The sequence below is a fragment of the Cellvibrio sp. PSBB006 genome, assembly GCF_002162135.1.
In the GTDB taxonomy this organism is placed as follows: Bacteria; Pseudomonadota; Gammaproteobacteria; order Pseudomonadales; family Cellvibrionaceae; genus Cellvibrio.
The window spans coordinates 33964-50280 of sequence record NZ_CP021382.1 but is presented as its reverse complement, the minus strand read 5'-3'; the positions used below and the strand labels follow the sequence as shown (position 1 = coordinate 50280).

The 16317-nt window shown below is 51.9% G+C and carries 12 protein-coding genes; 3 read left to right on the top strand and 9 right to left on the bottom strand.

What is annotated here, in order from left to right; all coding sequences use genetic code 11:
• Positions 1 to 24 precede the first annotated feature (24 nt).
• The gene (locus CBR65_RS00210; protein ID WP_087464989.1) at positions 25 to 864 is read right to left on the bottom strand and encodes a general secretion pathway protein GspB; all 840 of its coding nucleotides are present in this window, start codon (positions 862 to 864) and stop codon (positions 25 to 27) included.
• 5 nt (positions 865 to 869) lie between these two features.
• Complete coding sequence (locus tag CBR65_RS00205; protein ID WP_087464988.1) at positions 870 to 2579, bottom strand: ExeA family protein; 1710 nt, start codon at positions 2577 to 2579, stop codon at positions 870 to 872.
• 266 nt (positions 2580 to 2845) lie between these two features.
• Between CBR65_RS00205 and gcvP the strand changes: the two genes are divergently transcribed.
• Positions 2846 to 5755, top strand: coding sequence for an aminomethyl-transferring glycine dehydrogenase (gene gcvP, locus CBR65_RS00200; protein ID WP_087468844.1), 2910 nt, complete (start codon positions 2846 to 2848; stop codon positions 5753 to 5755).
• A gap of 71 nt (positions 5756 to 5826) precedes the next feature.
• Here gcvP and CBR65_RS00195 read toward each other — a convergent pair whose 3' ends face one another.
• The 5 genes from CBR65_RS00195 to CBR65_RS00175 form a co-directional block, all read right to left on the bottom strand.
• Positions 5827 to 6729 (bottom strand): hypothetical protein, encoded by a 903-nt coding sequence (locus tag CBR65_RS00195; protein WP_157671927.1) that lies wholly within the window; start codon positions 6727 to 6729, stop codon positions 5827 to 5829.
• 307 nt (positions 6730 to 7036) lie between these two features.
• A complete protein-coding gene (locus CBR65_RS00190) occupies positions 7037 to 7348 on the bottom strand; it encodes a hypothetical protein (RefSeq protein ID WP_087464986.1) in 312 nt (103 codons plus the stop codon).
• Positions 7349 to 7385: 37 nt separating this feature from the next.
• Positions 7386 to 8093 carry a hypothetical protein gene (locus CBR65_RS00185; protein ID WP_087464985.1) on the bottom strand — a complete coding sequence of 236 codons (708 nt, stop codon included), beginning with the start codon at positions 8091 to 8093 and terminating at the stop codon, positions 7386 to 7388.
• A gap of 15 nt (positions 8094 to 8108) precedes the next feature.
• Complete coding sequence (locus CBR65_RS00180) at positions 8109 to 9845, bottom strand: pentapeptide repeat-containing protein (protein ID WP_232461286.1); 1737 nt, start codon at positions 9843 to 9845, stop codon at positions 8109 to 8111.
• A 310-nt stretch (positions 9846 to 10155) separates the two neighbouring features.
• Positions 10156 to 10938, bottom strand: coding sequence for a S24 family peptidase (locus CBR65_RS00175; protein WP_198300844.1), 783 nt, complete (start codon positions 10936 to 10938; stop codon positions 10156 to 10158).
• 144 nt (positions 10939 to 11082) lie between these two features.
• Here CBR65_RS00175 and CBR65_RS00170 point away from each other — a divergent pair, with 144 nt between their 5' ends.
• Positions 11083 to 11568: a response regulator gene (locus CBR65_RS00170; RefSeq protein WP_087464983.1), complete on the top strand. Its 486-nt coding sequence runs from the start codon at positions 11083 to 11085 to the stop codon at positions 11566 to 11568.
• A 258-nt stretch (positions 11569 to 11826) separates the two neighbouring features.
• Complete coding sequence (locus tag CBR65_RS00165) at positions 11827 to 12777, top strand: histone deacetylase family protein (protein WP_087464982.1); 951 nt, start codon at positions 11827 to 11829, stop codon at positions 12775 to 12777.
• Between the two features lie 10 nt (positions 12778 to 12787).
• On the opposite strand, the gene CBR65_RS00160 is transcribed toward CBR65_RS00165, so the two are convergent.
• A complete protein-coding gene (locus CBR65_RS00160; RefSeq protein ID WP_087464981.1) occupies positions 12788 to 15472 on the bottom strand; it encodes a bifunctional acetate--CoA ligase family protein/GNAT family N-acetyltransferase in 2685 nt (894 codons plus the stop codon).
• An 87-nt stretch (positions 15473 to 15559) separates the two neighbouring features.
• Positions 15560 to 16177 carry a hypothetical protein gene (locus tag CBR65_RS00155; protein WP_087464980.1) on the bottom strand — a complete coding sequence of 206 codons (618 nt, stop codon included), beginning with the start codon at positions 16175 to 16177 and terminating at the stop codon, positions 15560 to 15562.
• Between the last annotated feature and the right edge of the window lie 140 nt (positions 16178 to 16317).

Sequence of the window (16317 nt, the reverse complement as noted above, 5' to 3'; positions counted from 1 at the left end):
GAATGAGGAAAAGACGGGCAGACACTACATATTCACCCAATTGTTCAAGGCACGCAGTTTGAAACGGTGTTCGCGAAAGCGGAGCAATATGCCATCGACATAAATCTCCTCCAGGTTCAACTGCCCACCCACCTGGTTGCCCACACGGCGTGGCTGGCCATTCAACACCACGTTGCTCGCACCGTCGCCGGTGAAGTTGTGTTGGGAATAGATAATGGAGGGAATTTCCTGCTGCACGCTCCAGGGAAGCTGGCGCAAATCCGGAGCGTTTTGAATAGCGTCATAGGTTCTGGTAGCCCCACTTGCGGGCTTATTAGCCGTCGGGATTTCTTTAGTCGCGGTTTCAGCGGGCACCTTGTCCAGCAGCGACACTGAGGTCACCGCCGGAACCTGTACCGGCACAGACTCCACCACCGCCGGTTCTTCCACCGGTTTGTAAAGATCATTGACCTTGTCATCCACCGCTGGTGCGCTGGGTTCGGCATACAGGGAGTGGACCGCCTCGGATGGTTTCCCGGCGGTGGCCGGTTGACGGGCTGGTGGCTCTTGCGGGTTAACAGGCGCAACGGCCGGCGGTGTCTCAACCCGCCGAGCTCGAGGCTCGGCCACCGGCGGTTCAGCGACTTCGCGCGCAACAGGCGCTGAAGGCGTCACCTCGGGCGCTTGCTGGCGCGCCTGAAGCAAGAGATACACGAGCAGAATCACCACGGCGACCAACACGGCGCCGCCAATAAGCCATGCTTTCGGCAGCGACGTGCCGCCCGCCCGATAACTGACTTCGTGGACCGTATTGATGTCTGGCGTAGGCTGCGAATTTTTACGTTCGCGGTCCGCGCGGTTCAGTGCATCAAGAATCAATGACATGGTGGTTATTCGCTCTCGGCACGAGAGGAGGCGCTGGATCTGCGGTCCTCCAGGGTGATCAGGGCTTTATCGATGCCCAGTACTTCATTGAGCCGCCGCAAGGTCTGCGCGCCCACGATCCCGTCAGGTTTGATGCCCTGACTTTCCTGAAATAATTCCACGCGTTTCTTCAGTTTTTCGTTGTAGATGTTGCGCGCCAGGGGTGAATCCTGCCGGTCGAGCCGGGCAAATTGATCCGCCAGCCAGTTTACCGCCGGACCCCGTTGACCGTTCATCAGCGGCGTGTCAAAGCCAGCCGGACGGAACCAGACATAGGTCAACTCATCGTTCCACAACTCGGCAATGCGGCTCCAGGGCACAGTAAATTCGGTCCCGTCACGCAATAACAGGGCATTTTCTTCCCCCAGACCAATGACCAGCACATAAGCCAGCTTTCTATCTGCAGTAACCAGGGTCAGGATGGCAGGGCGATTAAGTTCACGCAGCTCATTCCAGGTCGTCATGCTGCTGGTTTCACAGGCGTAGCCTTCCTCGCCTGACTCTGCACATGCAGTACCCGCATCAGCGCCCAGATAAGCCAGTAAAGCCTGGCGCGCGCGATCTTCATCGCGAGTCCAGAACACAATATCTTCTTTCGCGGCAGTGGAAGAGGCAGATTGAGTGGCGCTGCTTTCAATGACTGAACTTGCCTGTTCATCAGCCGACGCCGTTGCCGAAGATTCAGCTGCACTGCTGTTGGCTACCGGCACAGCGGCCACGGCTTCACTGACAGGAGCCGTCGATGATGCAGGCATCAATAGCCAGATAATGCCGACCAACAGGCTCGTTGCCACGACGCCGGCCAGCGCATAAAACCATTTTTCCTGTACAACCGGCAGGCGGCTCGGTGTGGTCAGGTGCGCTTTGGTGCCCGATACCTCCAGCGCCGCCTGTTCAAAGATTTCGTTGTCGATCACCGTGCGGTTCTTGCCATAGGCACCCAGCAAAATCCGCTCACAGATAATGTTGATCAACCGCGGGATACCTCCACTGAACGTGTGGATACGTTTTACGATGGGATCAGTAAAGGGATTGCGATTATCCGGCATACCGGCAATGCGCAGACGGTGCGCAATGTACGCATGGGTTTCGGCCAGGGATAAGGCTTCAAGGTGAAAACGCGCGGTGATGCGCTGGGACAATTGCCGCAACGAAGGCCGGGCAAGCAATTTTTTTAATTCCGGTTGACCGACCAGAATAATTTGCAGCAGTTTTTCAGTAGTGGTTTCCAAATTGGTCAACAAGCGAATCTGCTCCATCACCGTGGGCTTGAGCAGTTGGGCTTCATCAATCAGTAAAACGGTTTTGCGGCCTTTGCGATGGTTTTCCAGTAAGAAATGATGCAGCGCATCGGTAAGATCTTTGGTGCTCCAACCATCAACGATGTAACGCACGCCCAGTTCGTCGCAGATAGTCGACAATAATTCCGGCGCACTGGCCATGGGATTGAGGATGATCGCAATATCAGTGTTGTCCGGCATTTGCTCCAGCAAGCAGCGAATGATTGTGGTCTTGCCGGTGCCGACTTCACCGGTCAGCAACACAAAGCCGCCGATCTGGATACCGTACAGCAAATGGGCAAGCGCTTCGCGATGCTGATCGCTCATGTACAAATAACGAGGATTCACAGCGATGGAGAAGGCTTGTTCACTCAGTCCGAAAAAGTTGTGATACATGGTTAACGGTTGTTCTTATGTGGGTGTATTGGCGGCTCGCGTGTGCCGGGGACGAACAATCTGCCACCGATGATACCAGACTCGCAACCGAAAATTTCTGCGCGGCGGGATTGGCCGAAATTCCGCGTGACCTTGCCGGCAAATTGCATCCAACAGCACTGCGCTCAATTGCCGAAAAGTCCCCCAATTGGTACCATTGCCGCCTTTTTGAGCAGGCTCGCCTGCCCCGCCCTTTTTGCCCCGTTCCCACGTTAAAGAGATGCCCTATGTCCGTTGATCTTCGTTCAGCTTCCCTGTCACAACTGGCTTACCACGACGAGTTTGTCCAGCGCCATATCGGCCCTGACGCACAGCAAACTGCCAGCATGCTGGCCACGCTCGGTGTGGACTCTGTTGCCGAGCTGATCGACAAGACCGTGCCGGAAAAAATCCGCCTCGCCGGGGAGCTGACCTTGGCTGATGCGGTAACCGAAGCCGATGCCCTGGCACAACTCAAGGCCATCGCCAGCAAAAACCGGGTATTCAAAAGCTACATCGGCATGGGCTATTACGATACGCATACACCCCACGTCGTACTGCGCAACGTACTGGAAAATCCGGGCTGGTACACCGCCTACACGCCTTATCAACCGGAAATTGCCCAGGGCCGCCTGGAAGCCTTACTGAATTACCAACAGATGATTATCGACCTGACCGGGATGGAGATGGCCAACGCCTCCATGCTCGACGAGGGCACGGCAGCCGCCGAAGCCATGGCGATGTGTAAACGCCAGAATAAAAAGAGCCGTTCCGATGTGTTCTTTGTGGATGCTGATACCAATCCGCAAACCCTTGCTGTGGTCAAAACCCGTGCCGAGCATTTCGGTTTTGAGGTGGTCGTGGCCAAGGCAGATGAAGTAGTAAATGGCGATTACTTCGGGGCCTTACTCTCTTACCCAGGCTCCAGCGGCGAGATCCGTGATCTCACGGGCCTGATCGAGACAGCCCATAGCCAGAACACCCTGATTACCGTCGCCAGTGACCTGATGGCCTTGATGCTATTGAAATCTCCCGGCAGTATGGGTGCGGACGTGGTGGTGGGTACTAACCAACGTTTTGGTATCCCCATGGGTTTCGGCGGCCCCCATGCCGGTTTCTTTGCTTTCCGCGATGCCTATAAACGTTCCGCACCGGGTCGTATTATCGGTGTATCCATTGATGCGCGCGGCAAGCAAGCCCTGCGTATGGCAATGCAAACCCGCGAGCAACATATTCGCCGCGAAAAGGCCAACTCCAATATTTGTACCTCGCAAGTGCTGCTGGCGGTGATGAGCGTGTTCTACGCGATTTATCACGGGCCGGACGGCTTGAAGCGTATTGCCAACCGTATCCACCGCTTAACCGCGATTGCCGCCGCCGCATTGCAAGCCAAAGGTTTCGGGCTTGCCAACAACCAGTTCTTCGACACGATTACTGTGCAAGTCGGTGATAACCAGAAGGCGATTTACCAAGCCGCACTCAAAGCCGAGATCAATTTGCGCCTGGTGGGTAAGAATGCGCTGGGTATCAGCCTCAACGAAACCACCAGTCTGGCTGACCTGGAAGCGCTGTTGGCCGTGTTCGGCGTTAGCGGCTCTGACTTGCGCGGGCTGGATCGTCAGATTGCTGAAGGTAAAAACCTTACCGCCAGCAAAGCCGTTCCCGCTGATTTGTTGCGCAGCGACGCTATCCTGAGTCATCCGGTGTTCAACAGCTACCACAGCGAAACCGAGATGCTGCGCTACCTTAAACGCCTGGAATCGCGCGATATCGCGCTCAACCAGTCCATGATTCCGCTCGGCTCCTGCACCATGAAGCTCAACGCGACTGCTGAAATGATCCCGGTCACCTGGCCGGAATTCGGCAAGATGCACCCCTTCGCGCCCATGGAACAAGCGCAAGGTTACCGTCAGCTGTTTGAAGAATTGCAGGAAATGTTAAAAGCCTGCACTGGCTACGATGCCATCAGTCTTCAGCCTAATGCGGGTTCTCAAGGCGAGTACGCCGGTCTGGTGGCCATCAAAAAATACTTTGAAAGCAAAGGTGAAACCGAGCGGGATATTTGTCTGATTCCGGCATCCGCCCACGGCACCAACCCGGCTTCGGCGCAAATGGTCAGTTACAAAGTGGTGGTCGTAGCCTGTGATGGTAAAGGCAACGTGGATCTCGATGATCTGCGCGAGAAAATTGCCACCTTCGGCGAAAAGATCGCCTGCATCATGGTGACCTACCCGTCCACCCACGGTGTATTTGAAGAAGGCATTACCGAGCTGTGTGACATGATCCACGCGGTCGGCGGCCAGGTGTATATCGACGGTGCCAACATGAACGCGTTGGTGGGTGTAGCGGCGCCAGGCAAATTCGGCGGCGATGTCTCACACTTGAACTTGCACAAAACCTTCTGTATTCCTCACGGCGGTGGCGGCCCCGGTATGGGTCCGATCGGCGTAGGCCAGCACCTTGCGCCATTCCTGGCTTCGCATCCGGTACAGGATGTGCCCGGTACAGAAACAGCGAACGGTACTATCTCTGCCGCGCCTTGGGGCTCAGCCAGTATTCTGCCGATCAGCTGGATGTACATTCGCATGATGGGCAAAGTCGGCATGCGCCAGGCCACAGAGTACGCAATTCTCAACGCTAACTATGTGGCGAAAAAACTGGGCGATCATTACCCGATTTTGTACAAGGGCACCCATGGTTTTGTGGCTCACGAATGCTTGCTGGATCTGCGCCCTTTGAAAGAAGCAAGCGGCATCAGCGAAGAAGATATCGCCAAGCGCTTGATGGATTTCGGTTTCCATGCGCCCACCATGTCTTTTCCCGTGGCAGGCACCTTGATGATCGAGCCGACTGAATCAGAATCGCAAGCTGAGCTGGATAAATTTATCGAAGCCATGCTCACCATTCGCAAGGAAATTGCGCAGGTTGCCAGCGGTGAGATCAGCGCCGACGCCAGCGCGCTGCACAACGCACCTCATACGCAAGACGACATCATGGATGAGAACTGGACTCGTGCTTACAGTCGTGAAATTGCTGGCCGACCAGCACCCTGGCTAAAGCAACACAAAGTGTGGCCGAGCGTGAATCGTATCGACAACGTGTACGGGGATCGTAATTTGATTTGCTCGTGCCCGAGCATTGAGAATTATCAGGAATAAGTAAAACAGGAAGGATTCTGATTCAGGCAAAGAACGTGGTAGCCACGTTCTTTGCTTCACTCGATAAAAATTTAAAGTTTCGATACCGCCGAGTTTAATGGCATACGGCCAGTATTGATAACAGCATGCTTCTGACGCAACCACATACCCAATGCCGACAAGGCAATCATCGCCGTCATCAAAAGCTCACCACCATCCTCCGCCAGCGTAAAGACAGTTTGCGAGACATTTGCGCCGAATAACCCGTGCAAGGCATCGATGCCAACACCGAAGAAAATCAGTAATGCAAAATAGAAGCTGAACAAGAGATAGGCACTAAAGTCTTCTTGAGTGGTTATCGTGGTGACACCAACCGCCCAACATGTAACAGCAAACAACCCTGTTGTTGCAAAGCCCAACAAATCCCCCGGCACGGGATTCAGCCCCCAAAGGGCAACGTAAGCATGACCGATGGATTCGTGGAGCTTGAATGCATCATCGAGAAAAATAATAAACATAATGGCAGACCAGGCGAACCAGGATTTTTTGTGATGTGCCACCGCGAACAATAAAAACAGTGCCGATGCCGATAGCTCTAGCGCATAACCAAAGATTTCCGGATAACCCCGATCAATAAACGAAAACTCGACCTGACCGTATAAGAAGCTATCAGTCAGTTGATACTTTTCCACATACGCATAAGCAATAAAACAACCGATAAGCAACAAGCCCATACCCGCCACGCCCAGGACACACCTGCGGTGCATACGATCAGGCAGAAACAGAAAATCTTTTGCAACACGAGGACAAGAAAGCAAACCGCTGCCAATACATTCAAAAGCGACTTTCGCTGTAATGTGCATATCGACCTCCTTAGATGAAATCCATAGCACCACTTCGCTACTCGTCATAAAAATGTCACAAAAAAATAATAAAGTAAAAATTTTTAAATTTTTTTGTGATGCCCTTCCGGGACAACGAGATTCTGCTGCCATGCGCGGCACAAAAATCCTTGTCCATACGGTGTGCGCCTAAATAAAAATTTCACTTGTGCCTTTAAAAAGCGGCAAGAAGACGTCGATGAAGCAAAAGGAATTGAAGAAGGGACGTACGTCAAACCGGGATCTATTTTCTCTGACCCGGTCTCGACGTATTTCAAAGGAGTTCTACAAGAATATGCGAGCCTTGCTGTGTGCGGTCCCGCACAATGGATAAAGACAGCACCCGGCCAATTAATGAGGGTAGCGTTTTTGAAAAAGCCGGGATCAGAATTCGGGCCAGATCGGATCTGGATCGCCTCGATTACACGAGGCCGACAAATTTAATTAACAGAACCGATGCCACCACAACCAGGAAAACGGCAATGGCCGCATAACGAATCACGCCTTTCATCTCCACGACCATTTGCTGTCGTTGGGCGGCCAACTCAGCCAGGAAAGTATTCGTGTTGTCACGCAATTCGAATTCAGCTTTTGCAATCACGGTAGTGATCTCTGTGGTTGCTTTTTCTACTGTTCTATCCAACATAGGCTCAACTTTTTCATCCAGGATGGTGTTGATTCTGTCCTGCACTTGATTAAGTTCGTTTTCCCAGTCAGTGTTTAACCATGCCATAACAAATACCTTGTTGAAAATAAAAAATGACGCTTGTCTAATCCCGCAAAAACCAATCATCACGGTAAGTTTTTACCATATCCGGCCAGAGGACGGTTAACAACGTAGCCAACGCACCGTTTATAAAACCTTCGGGAAAAGTCATCAGTGCGAACACCAAAAAATGTTCGCGCGTGCTGGCAAGCGCAAGTTCGCTTCCGGTTATGGAAAACAACAACAATGCGCCGAGACCTATCAATAAACAACTGATCATGGCGCCAAAAAAGCCAATACCCAGGAAATAGGTAAAGGGATTTTTGAAACGCCAACGGTTAACCAACCATAGCACTGCCCAGGCCCAACATACCGGTATGACAACACCCAAACAAAAATCCACCGGAAATGTGCGTAAATCGAATTGATTTAATGCTACATCCCAATCAAGTGTCAGGCTGCGAAAGGCAATCTGGTAAAACTCAAGAACGAGCAAGGCGACGGCACCGATCAACAATGCCAGACTCCAGCCAAATACCATCATGACAACCGTCATCAGCATCGGGTGAAATGCCAGGGTGGCTTGTACGGAAACCTGCATTAACCAGAACAGGCTAAGGAAAAGTATGCTCGCAAAAAGCAGGTGTTGACGGGATGGGTAACTCGCCAGCTGGCGCCAGGGAGCGTAAATAACCGCTGCTGCCAGCAAAAAGAGACTTGGGATCAAGGTCAGCCAGAACAGCAGAGGTTCTGGCGGAAGCAGCATATTCATCAGCGTGGCCCACGACTAATGCAAGTCGGACAAGGCTTTTTCAGCCTCCACAGCGAAGCATTCAACACGATCACCTTCTTCGATCGCACCAATGCCTTTTTTCAAGGCGACGCGGCGCGGAACAAATTTGAACAGGCCGCTACGCTTTCCGTAATGGTAGATTTTATGACTTGCCAGGATTTCTCCCGGTTCCGCCGCCGCTTCAAGGCGAGCCGCCATACTGACAGCCACGCCTTCGAGATCGGGCACACCGGTCACTTCATTGTGCACCACCGACACTTCACCTAATTCCACACCAATGCGCAATTCAAAACCTGCAGCGGTTAATACATTGCGAATCATGCAGGCACAGGAAAGCCCGACAGTGACATTCTTGAAGGTAACCCGAAGAGAATCCCCTTCCATATTGGGGTGCCCGGCTTCCCATTTTTTCAGGATCGGTTTGACCAATCCACGAAACAGCGACAGTTTTTCAGATAACTCATCATCGGCCCATTTTGAAAAGCCTTTCAAATCCATAAATAAAATGGTGAGGTTGCGCACCTGTTGCTTTTCATGGTCAGCCGCCAGCTCCAGCAAGCGAGGCCAGAACTCTTCGCGAATTGCGGCAATTTTTTCTTTCAGTTGCACATGCAGCTTTGCATCGCGACGCAAGGCCAATTGCGCCAGCTGGATACGCTCCGCTTCATCCTGCAATTGCAGTTTCAGTTCGGTGGGGTTGTGTGGGCCAACCTCCTCCACCACAAATTTCACCAAGGCACCGCCCGCTACGTCGGTAATGGATTTCAAGCGCAGAATGGTGCCCCAATGAGCCGCCGCGAGATGGTCAATAAAGATAGGTAATGTGGCTAGCTCCTGATCGATCAGGCGGTAGGGATAACGCAGCTCGATGGTAATCGCATCCGCAAAGATCCGTTCAAACTCATGCTGGCGATAAACGGTTTTCTCTTTACCCGATTTGTCCCAAAACGCGTAATGGCATTCGATATTGGAGATATCCCAACCCGTGCAAGTCATCTTCCACAGACGCGCGCCGGTAATATTGGCATTCGCAAACTTGGTGCCGGTCAGGTTGGCCTCACGCAGGTCAGCGTTCACCAGGTTCGCGCCGCTGAAGTCTGTCTCCTGCAAATCCATATTGCTGAAATCCACTCCGCTGACATTGGCCGAACGGAACACCGCGCCCACCAGTACAGCACTGCGTAAGTCGGCGTTGGTTAACTGCGCGTTGACCAACAGGGCTTTGGTTAAATCAGCACCCTGGAGATTGACACCTTCCAGGTTCGAGTTCGTCAGGTCAACCCTGGCGAGCTGTTGCCCTTCGAGATTACTGCCCGCCAGGGAAACATCGCGCAGCATAAAGCCGCTGATGTCGTGTCCGCGAAAATCAATATTTTCGAGCTTTGCGTTGCGTGTGTTGGCGGTGAGCATATTGGCAAAAAACAGTACTGACCCACTGAGGTTACAACCGCAGAGGTTTGCAGCAATCAATTTTGCATGGGAAAAATCATTGTCTCGCAGATAGGCACCTTGCAAGTTGGCCAAAATCAAATCGGCGTGTTTAAAACTGCACTGGGTGATGCGCGCATTGCACATAGATACTTTGGAGAAATCAAAATCATCAAACTTCATCCCGGTCAGCTCCACACCGTCCAGGTTCAAATCGCCAACCGCGTGGCGCTTACGCCAGTTATTCCAGGATTTTGCGCCTTTGTGGAGTTCTTGAATGATTCGATCTTTATCCATATCCATTTGCTACATCTGAGGGTCTAAACGAAGGGGTGATGATGGTGCAGGCAGGAGAACACTGAATCCGCAGCCAGACCAGCCGAGGGATTATAGCGATCATTATGCGCCATGATCCATATTAATCGTAAAATATCATATATAGGAAATACAGACACACGACCCCAAGGGGCGGCTCACGAAGGGCCAGGGAAGGCAGGAGTAGCAGAAGGGATTTAAACAAGCAAAACCAGGCAACTTATAATAGAGCACCTGGAATAGAGCACCTGGGCAAATGCCAAAACAAGCGAGGCGGCCCGGAAGAAAATCAATCCCCTCACTCTGTTGTCGATGGTGAGGGTTTTTCGGCTGACAAGCGGCTCATCTCTGCTTTCAGCGTCATGATATCTGCTTCCAGTTCCCTGAGTTTGGAGGAATCCACAACTTGCGGCTGGACGAAGACGTTGGTGATCTTGGCGCGCACCCGCCAGACTTCACGCACACTGTCCATGGGAATGGAATAGGTTTTGTAATCGGTATTGTCGCTCTTGAGGATCAGCATGTTGCGATCTTCTTCATAGACATAAGTGCGCTTCGCAACAATGCCTTCTTCTGCGACCACAATGCACAGTGCACCATTCTCAATTGACAGGGTATCCGGCAACCGCTCACACACAACAATTTCACCGGGATAAATAGAAGGGATCATGCTATCGCCCTCTACTTCAAACAAGCGATAACCACCCGTTTCGTAACCGGGAATTTTATAAACTTCCAACGTATCCAGATATTTTTCATCCAGATAATTTTCTATATATCCTGCATGAGCCTCCCCACGAATTAACGGAATGTATCCTTCACGACTTATTTGATAACCGTTATCCATAGATTGCGGCTCGCTCTCACTTGACTGGTAAAAAATTTCTCCCTCACCGGTCACCAACCAATTGCAATCAACGCCAAAAACGCGATTAATCTTCAACAAGCTGTCCAGTGAGAGTTTGGATTTCTGTGATTCCAACTGTGACAAGGCGCCCTGCGTTATCCCGATACGCGAAGCAAATTCCTGCTGGGAAAGGCTTAACAAGTCACGCAGTACAACCAATCTCGAATCACTCATACTTTTCACCATTCTAGATATTAATATACTAATGGCGCAACCTTTTTTATTAGCATTCTTATTGCGAGCCCGATACAATGGCCAAACATCTTTAGCGTCTGGGCATTTTAAGTGTCTGGTTAACTCACCTGCCGGAATTTAGATATGACAATCAGCAGCAGCGGCAATACTGAGACCATCGCTACTCCTCTACTGATCATTGCAGATGACGATTTGGACGACCAAGTCCTTGTAAAAGACGTTTTACAAGAACATAAGATATCCATGGAAAACACGATATTTGTTAGTGATGGTCAAGAATTGATGGAGACGTTATCTATCATCAAACCCCAGCCGACAATTATTTTGCTGGATCTGAATATGCCTCGCCTCGATGGGCGTAAGGCGCTCAAGAGTATCAAAACAAGTGATGTTTACAAACACATTCCTGTGTTAATTTTCACTACATCCAACGCGCAACACGATATTGATTTGAGTTATTCCCAAGGCGCTAACTCTTATTTCACCAAACCGGTTTCGTTTGATGGCCTGATGGATGTGATCGGTGTGATCAAACGCTATTGGTTTGAACAGGCCGCCATGCCTTTTGCAGCCTCACGCTTCAATACGACATTTGAAAACATCGTGTAAGTTTTTCTGCTGTACTGATCACCATTACCTGATTCCCAAACCATCATTCATTTTTTGTCCATCACCCGCTGATTTTTTGTATGTTGTTTAACGCACCCATAGACATCAACGCCACGTATCACCCATCGGCACTGTAATACGTCGTTTCGCTCAAGCGCACCATTCGAAATCAATCAACTGAAGTCCGGACGAAATACGCCAGCAATTTCAGTGTTATTATGCGCACCCGACCCAGTGACGAGTCCGGATACCGCCGCCATGATTGCTACCTTGATTACTCATCCTGCCTGCCACCTGCATCTGATGCCTGAGGGGCACCCAGAGTGCCCGGAACGTCTGGACGCTATCAACAATCAACTCCTCGCCAGCGGCATCGATAGCCTGATTTACCATCGAGAATCGCCCGCGGCTACCGACGAACAATTGTTGCGCGTTCACACACACGACTATTTACAACGCCTGGCTCAAGCACAACCTGACGAAGGTATCCTGCGCTTTGCCGACGATATTTATTTATCGCCCGGCACGCTGACCGCTGCTCGCCATGCGGCCGGCGCGGGTATTCTGGGTGTGGATATGGTGATGCGGGGTGAAACAGATGCGGTGTTTTGTAATGTGCGCCCGGCGGGGCATCATGCTGAATCCGCAAAAGCCATGGGCTTTTGTATTTTTAATAATGTCGCGATTGCAGCAGCACACGCACTGGCAGCGCACCATCTTGAACGGATTGCGATCGTGGATTTCGATGTACACCACGGCAACGGGACCCAGGAAATTTTTCGCCATGAGCCGCGCGTGCTGTTTTGCTCCAGTTTCCAACACCCGTTTTACCCACTGACCCCCATCGACAATGTGCCGGATCACATTATCAATATTCCTTTACCGGCGACCTGTCGCAGCGAAGGATTTCGCGCTGCGCTGACTGAACACTGTCTGCCGGCACTCACCAGGTTCCAACCGCAGCTGCTATTGATCTCCGCTGGCTTCGATGGGCACCTTGATGACGACATGTCATCGATCCGGTTGGTGGAACAGGATTACGTGTGGATTACCCAACAACTGCGTCAGCTCGTCGACAACAGCAAGAACAACCCCGACGTTACCCAACAATGCCGAGGCATGGTGTCATTGCTGGAAGGAGGCTACGATTTACCGGCGCTGGGTCGCTGCGCCATGATGCATATCAAGGCCATGGCGAAACTTTCGTGATCACACAACGTTAGTCCTGAAGTTTCATGCGCATATCAATCAGTCCGTCTTCACGCTTATATTTGACGGTAAAGCCAAGCTTGCGTGCCAGATTCGCCATACTCGCATTTTCCAACATTGTCATACCGGCTAGATACTGCGTGCCCTGCCCTCGACAGTAATCCACCGTTTTTTGCATCAGACGATGCCCCAAACCGGATTGTTTGATATCGCTGCGCACGGTCACCGCAAACTCTGCCTCAAAATTATCCGGGTCCTGTTGCGCGTTAACCACACCCAGAATTTCGGCATCGCCCGTTGCGTTTTCGGCAATCGCAACAAAGGCCATCTCGCGCGCGTAATCAATTTGAGTGAAGCGCGCCATCTGTTCATGGGAAAATTGCGGCAGCTCACCAAAATAACGTTTGTAGCGATCCTCACGGGTTAGCGCCTGGTCGAACGCTTGGTGCATAACTTCATCTTCCGGACGGATCGGCCGTATAAAAACTTCGCGGCCATCGCGCAGGGTAAAATGTTCTTCCAATTCTTTGGGATAAGGGCGAATAGCCAGGCGACGTTGTCGGGTTGCGGGTGCGATATCGACATTCACATCCAGCACAATAATTTCATCGGCCACTGCCAACGCGGGATTGATCGTCAAGCCCACCACATGTTCGTGGTCAATAATAATCTGGCTGATCTTGGTCAACAGAATACATAACGCCTGACGATTAAGCGGCGAATACAATTGCCGCTCACGAATCTTGCCCTCGGCCAGCGCCTGAATCACCAGGTACCGGGCCAGCGCCATATTCAGTGGCGGTAAGGCCACAACTGCGTTGGTATGGATATCCCAGACCGAACTGGCTTCACCCAATAAAATAACCGGCCCGAATACCGGATCAGTTTGTACCTGAATGCGCAGCAAATGCGCACCGGTACGGCGCGCCATGGTTTGCAGAGTAAATCCGCTCAGTTTTGCCTCAGGATAAAGATCACTGACCCGATTAAGGCTCGCAACAGCAGCCTCTTCCACTTCGGCGCGGGTATTTAAATTCAATACCACACCGCCGATGTCCGACTTCAACGGAATATCCGGCAACACGATTTTCAAGGCAACGGGAAAGCCCAACAACTCAGCCTGATCAGCAGCTTCTGCCGGTGTGCTCGCCGCCTTGGTGGGAATCGTCGCAATGCCATAGGCTTGCAATAATTCGGCGGATTCCTCGCCGTTCAGATGCAGCCGCGCATCATCCAGAGCCTGGGTAATAATGTTATTGGCACGCTCAGGATGATGGGGAATTTCATCGCTGACCGAGTCTGGCGTTTCCGACAATAATTTTTGGTTACGCCGATATTCCACCATGTGCATAAACGCACCGGCGACACCTTCCGGCGTGCGAAAAGAAGCTATTCCCGCTTCAGCAAATCGCTGGCGAGCTTCCACGGCGGCGTCCTCCCCCATCCAGTTCACCAACAGATTGGGCTTGCGTCCTTTGTGTTGTTGGTAAGCTTTGATGACTGCTTCTGCATAGGCCGTCGGTGAACTCAAACCGGAGGGCGCATGCAGGATAAGCAGGTTATCAATCGCCTGACTTTGCAACAAAATATTGATGACGTCACCGTATAACGCCGGCAGTGCGTCACCCAACATATTGATCGGATTGATAGCGCGGCCACCGCTGTGAATGATGTGTTGCAATTGACTGACGATGTCCGGTTCCAGCGCAGCAAGACGACCGCCGCGTTGCAGAAGTGCATCAATCGCCATAATGCTGGGACCGTTACCGTTAGACAGCACCACCAACTGTTCGCCGGTGATAGGTTTGCCATAGGCCAGGGTTTCTACCGCTGCCATCAATTCGCGCAAGTCACCGACGCGCAACATACCCGCACGACGGAACGCCGCACTGTAGACTGCATCTTCACCAATTTTTTCTGCACCGAGACGCGAAGTCGCTGCCATGATCTCCGCATTGGTCCCGGCCTTGATCACCAGAATCGGTTTGTTGAATGAGGCTGCCCGCGCCGCCGACATAAAAGCACGACCATCCTGAATTGCATCGATATACAACAAGATGGCCTGGGTCTTGGGATCGCGACCGAGGTAGTCAATGATCTCATCGAAGCCCACATCTGCCGCGTCGCCGGTCGCAATAAAATGGGAAAAACCGATGCGCCGACGATGCGCCCAATCGAGCAAGGTGGAACACACCGCCGAGGATTGCGACACAAAAGCAATCTTGCCCGGCTGAGCCGTTGTGTGCGCGCAACTCGCATTCAGTCCGAGGCCGGGCACGATAATGCCCAAACAATTCGGCCCCAGAATACGCACACCGGATTGTCTGCCAATCTCCAACATTTGTTCTTGCAAGTTGGTGCCTTGGGCGGTGTAAAGCGTGTCCAGTCCAGCCGCAATCACAATTGCGCTGCGCGTCCCTTTGCGCCCCAGTTGCAGAATAATTGCCGGCACCCGCGTTGCGCGCGTGCAAATAATGGCGAGGTCCGGGGCTTCCGGTAATTCATCTATCGAGCGATACGCCAGCACACCGTTCACTGCTTTATGATGCGGCGTTACCGGCATGATCGGGCCGTCAAATTGACCCTGCAATAAATTACGCATCACCACATTACCCGTGCGGGTCGGCTGGTTGGATGCGCCGATAACGGCAATGGAGCGGGGTTTGAGCAACTGCTCAATATGTTTGAGACTCATAATGCATTCATCAGAAAAAGCGTGCGAAAAAATTAGCAACAAGCATGCCTGATGCTACCGCCGGGGACAATCTCAATTGAGGAATACTTACTGTGCGTCGTTTGCGCGTGCTGCGGGTGTAATGACCGGTTTGTCGGTATCCGCTGCGGTATCGCTTTTGGCTTCCGGCGGCGTTTTTGATTCGAGCGTTTTTACGGCGGATGTTTCCGGCGCGAGCGTTATCGGTTTGAGGATAAACTGCATAGAGGCGGCCAAGCCGTCCAGATTCACTTCGTAGGTGATGTAGTGTTGCTCCACCCACTCACTCCAGCGCTCCGCTTTGGTCATCAGGTCCGCGCGATAAACCGCATTCACTGCCGGCGTGCGCGAATGATAATTGGCCGCGCGCGTCCACAAATCACCCTGATCGTTGTAGATGTGATCGCGAATACGCCAGGCCGCCAGTTGGTAGGGGTAACAACCGTAGGCCGCCACATCACTTTCAAACACGCCGTGAGACATTAATTCCTTCAGGTAAGCACTGTTGAACTGCATGGGGCCGACATCATAGGTGCCGTTGGTATTTCTCACCCACTGCCCCGGCTTGCCGCCTTCCTTTTCTGCAATGGCCAATAAAATATTCGCGGGCACATTGTACTCAATGGCCGCCTCTATCAGGCAGGCAACCGGTTCGTGAAGTTCGGGAGGCAAGTCAGCAAATAACATAATCGTCACGTTTGCAAAAAAGTTATTCCATTTTCATCCAAATAAAAATAATTTCAATGGCCTCACCTCCAACCACCGCACAAAACTTACGTGAATATGTAATGCGCTGTAATGCTCGGTGGGCGTTGCATTCTATAGCA

Excerpts from the sequence above, each read along its gene's own strand:
- CBR65_RS00210 (WP_087464989.1), bottom strand. The coding sequence starts at position 864 with ATGTCATTGATTCTTGATGCACTGAACCGCGCGGACCGCGAACGTAAA.
- CBR65_RS00205 (WP_087464988.1), bottom strand. The coding sequence starts at position 2,579 with ATGTATCACAACTTTTTCGGACTGAGTGAACAAGCCTTCTCCATCGCT.
- gcvP (WP_087468844.1), top strand. The coding sequence starts at position 2,846 with ATGTCCGTTGATCTTCGTTCAGCTTCCCTGTCACAACTGGCTTACCAC.
- CBR65_RS00195 (WP_157671927.1), bottom strand. The coding sequence starts at position 6,729 with ATGGCAGCAGAATCTCGTTGTCCCGGAAGGGCATCACAAAAAAATTTA.
- CBR65_RS00190 (WP_087464986.1), bottom strand. The coding sequence starts at position 7,348 with ATGGCATGGTTAAACACTGACTGGGAAAACGAACTTAATCAAGTGCAG.
- CBR65_RS00185 (WP_087464985.1), bottom strand. The coding sequence starts at position 8,093 with ATGAATATGCTGCTTCCGCCAGAACCTCTGCTGTTCTGGCTGACCTTG.
- CBR65_RS00180 (WP_232461286.1), bottom strand. The coding sequence starts at position 9,845 with ATGGATATGGATAAAGATCGAATCATTCAAGAACTCCACAAAGGCGCA.
- CBR65_RS00175 (WP_198300844.1), bottom strand. The coding sequence starts at position 10,938 with ATGAGTGATTCGAGATTGGTTGTACTGCGTGACTTGTTAAGCCTTTCC.
- CBR65_RS00170 (WP_087464983.1), top strand. The coding sequence starts at position 11,083 with ATGACAATCAGCAGCAGCGGCAATACTGAGACCATCGCTACTCCTCTA.
- CBR65_RS00165 (WP_087464982.1), top strand. The coding sequence starts at position 11,827 with ATGATTGCTACCTTGATTACTCATCCTGCCTGCCACCTGCATCTGATG.
- CBR65_RS00160 (WP_087464981.1), bottom strand. The coding sequence starts at position 15,472 with ATGAGTCTCAAACATATTGAGCAGTTGCTCAAACCCCGCTCCATTGCC.
- CBR65_RS00155 (WP_087464980.1), bottom strand. The coding sequence starts at position 16,177 with ATGTTATTTGCTGACTTGCCTCCCGAACTTCACGAACCGGTTGCCTGC.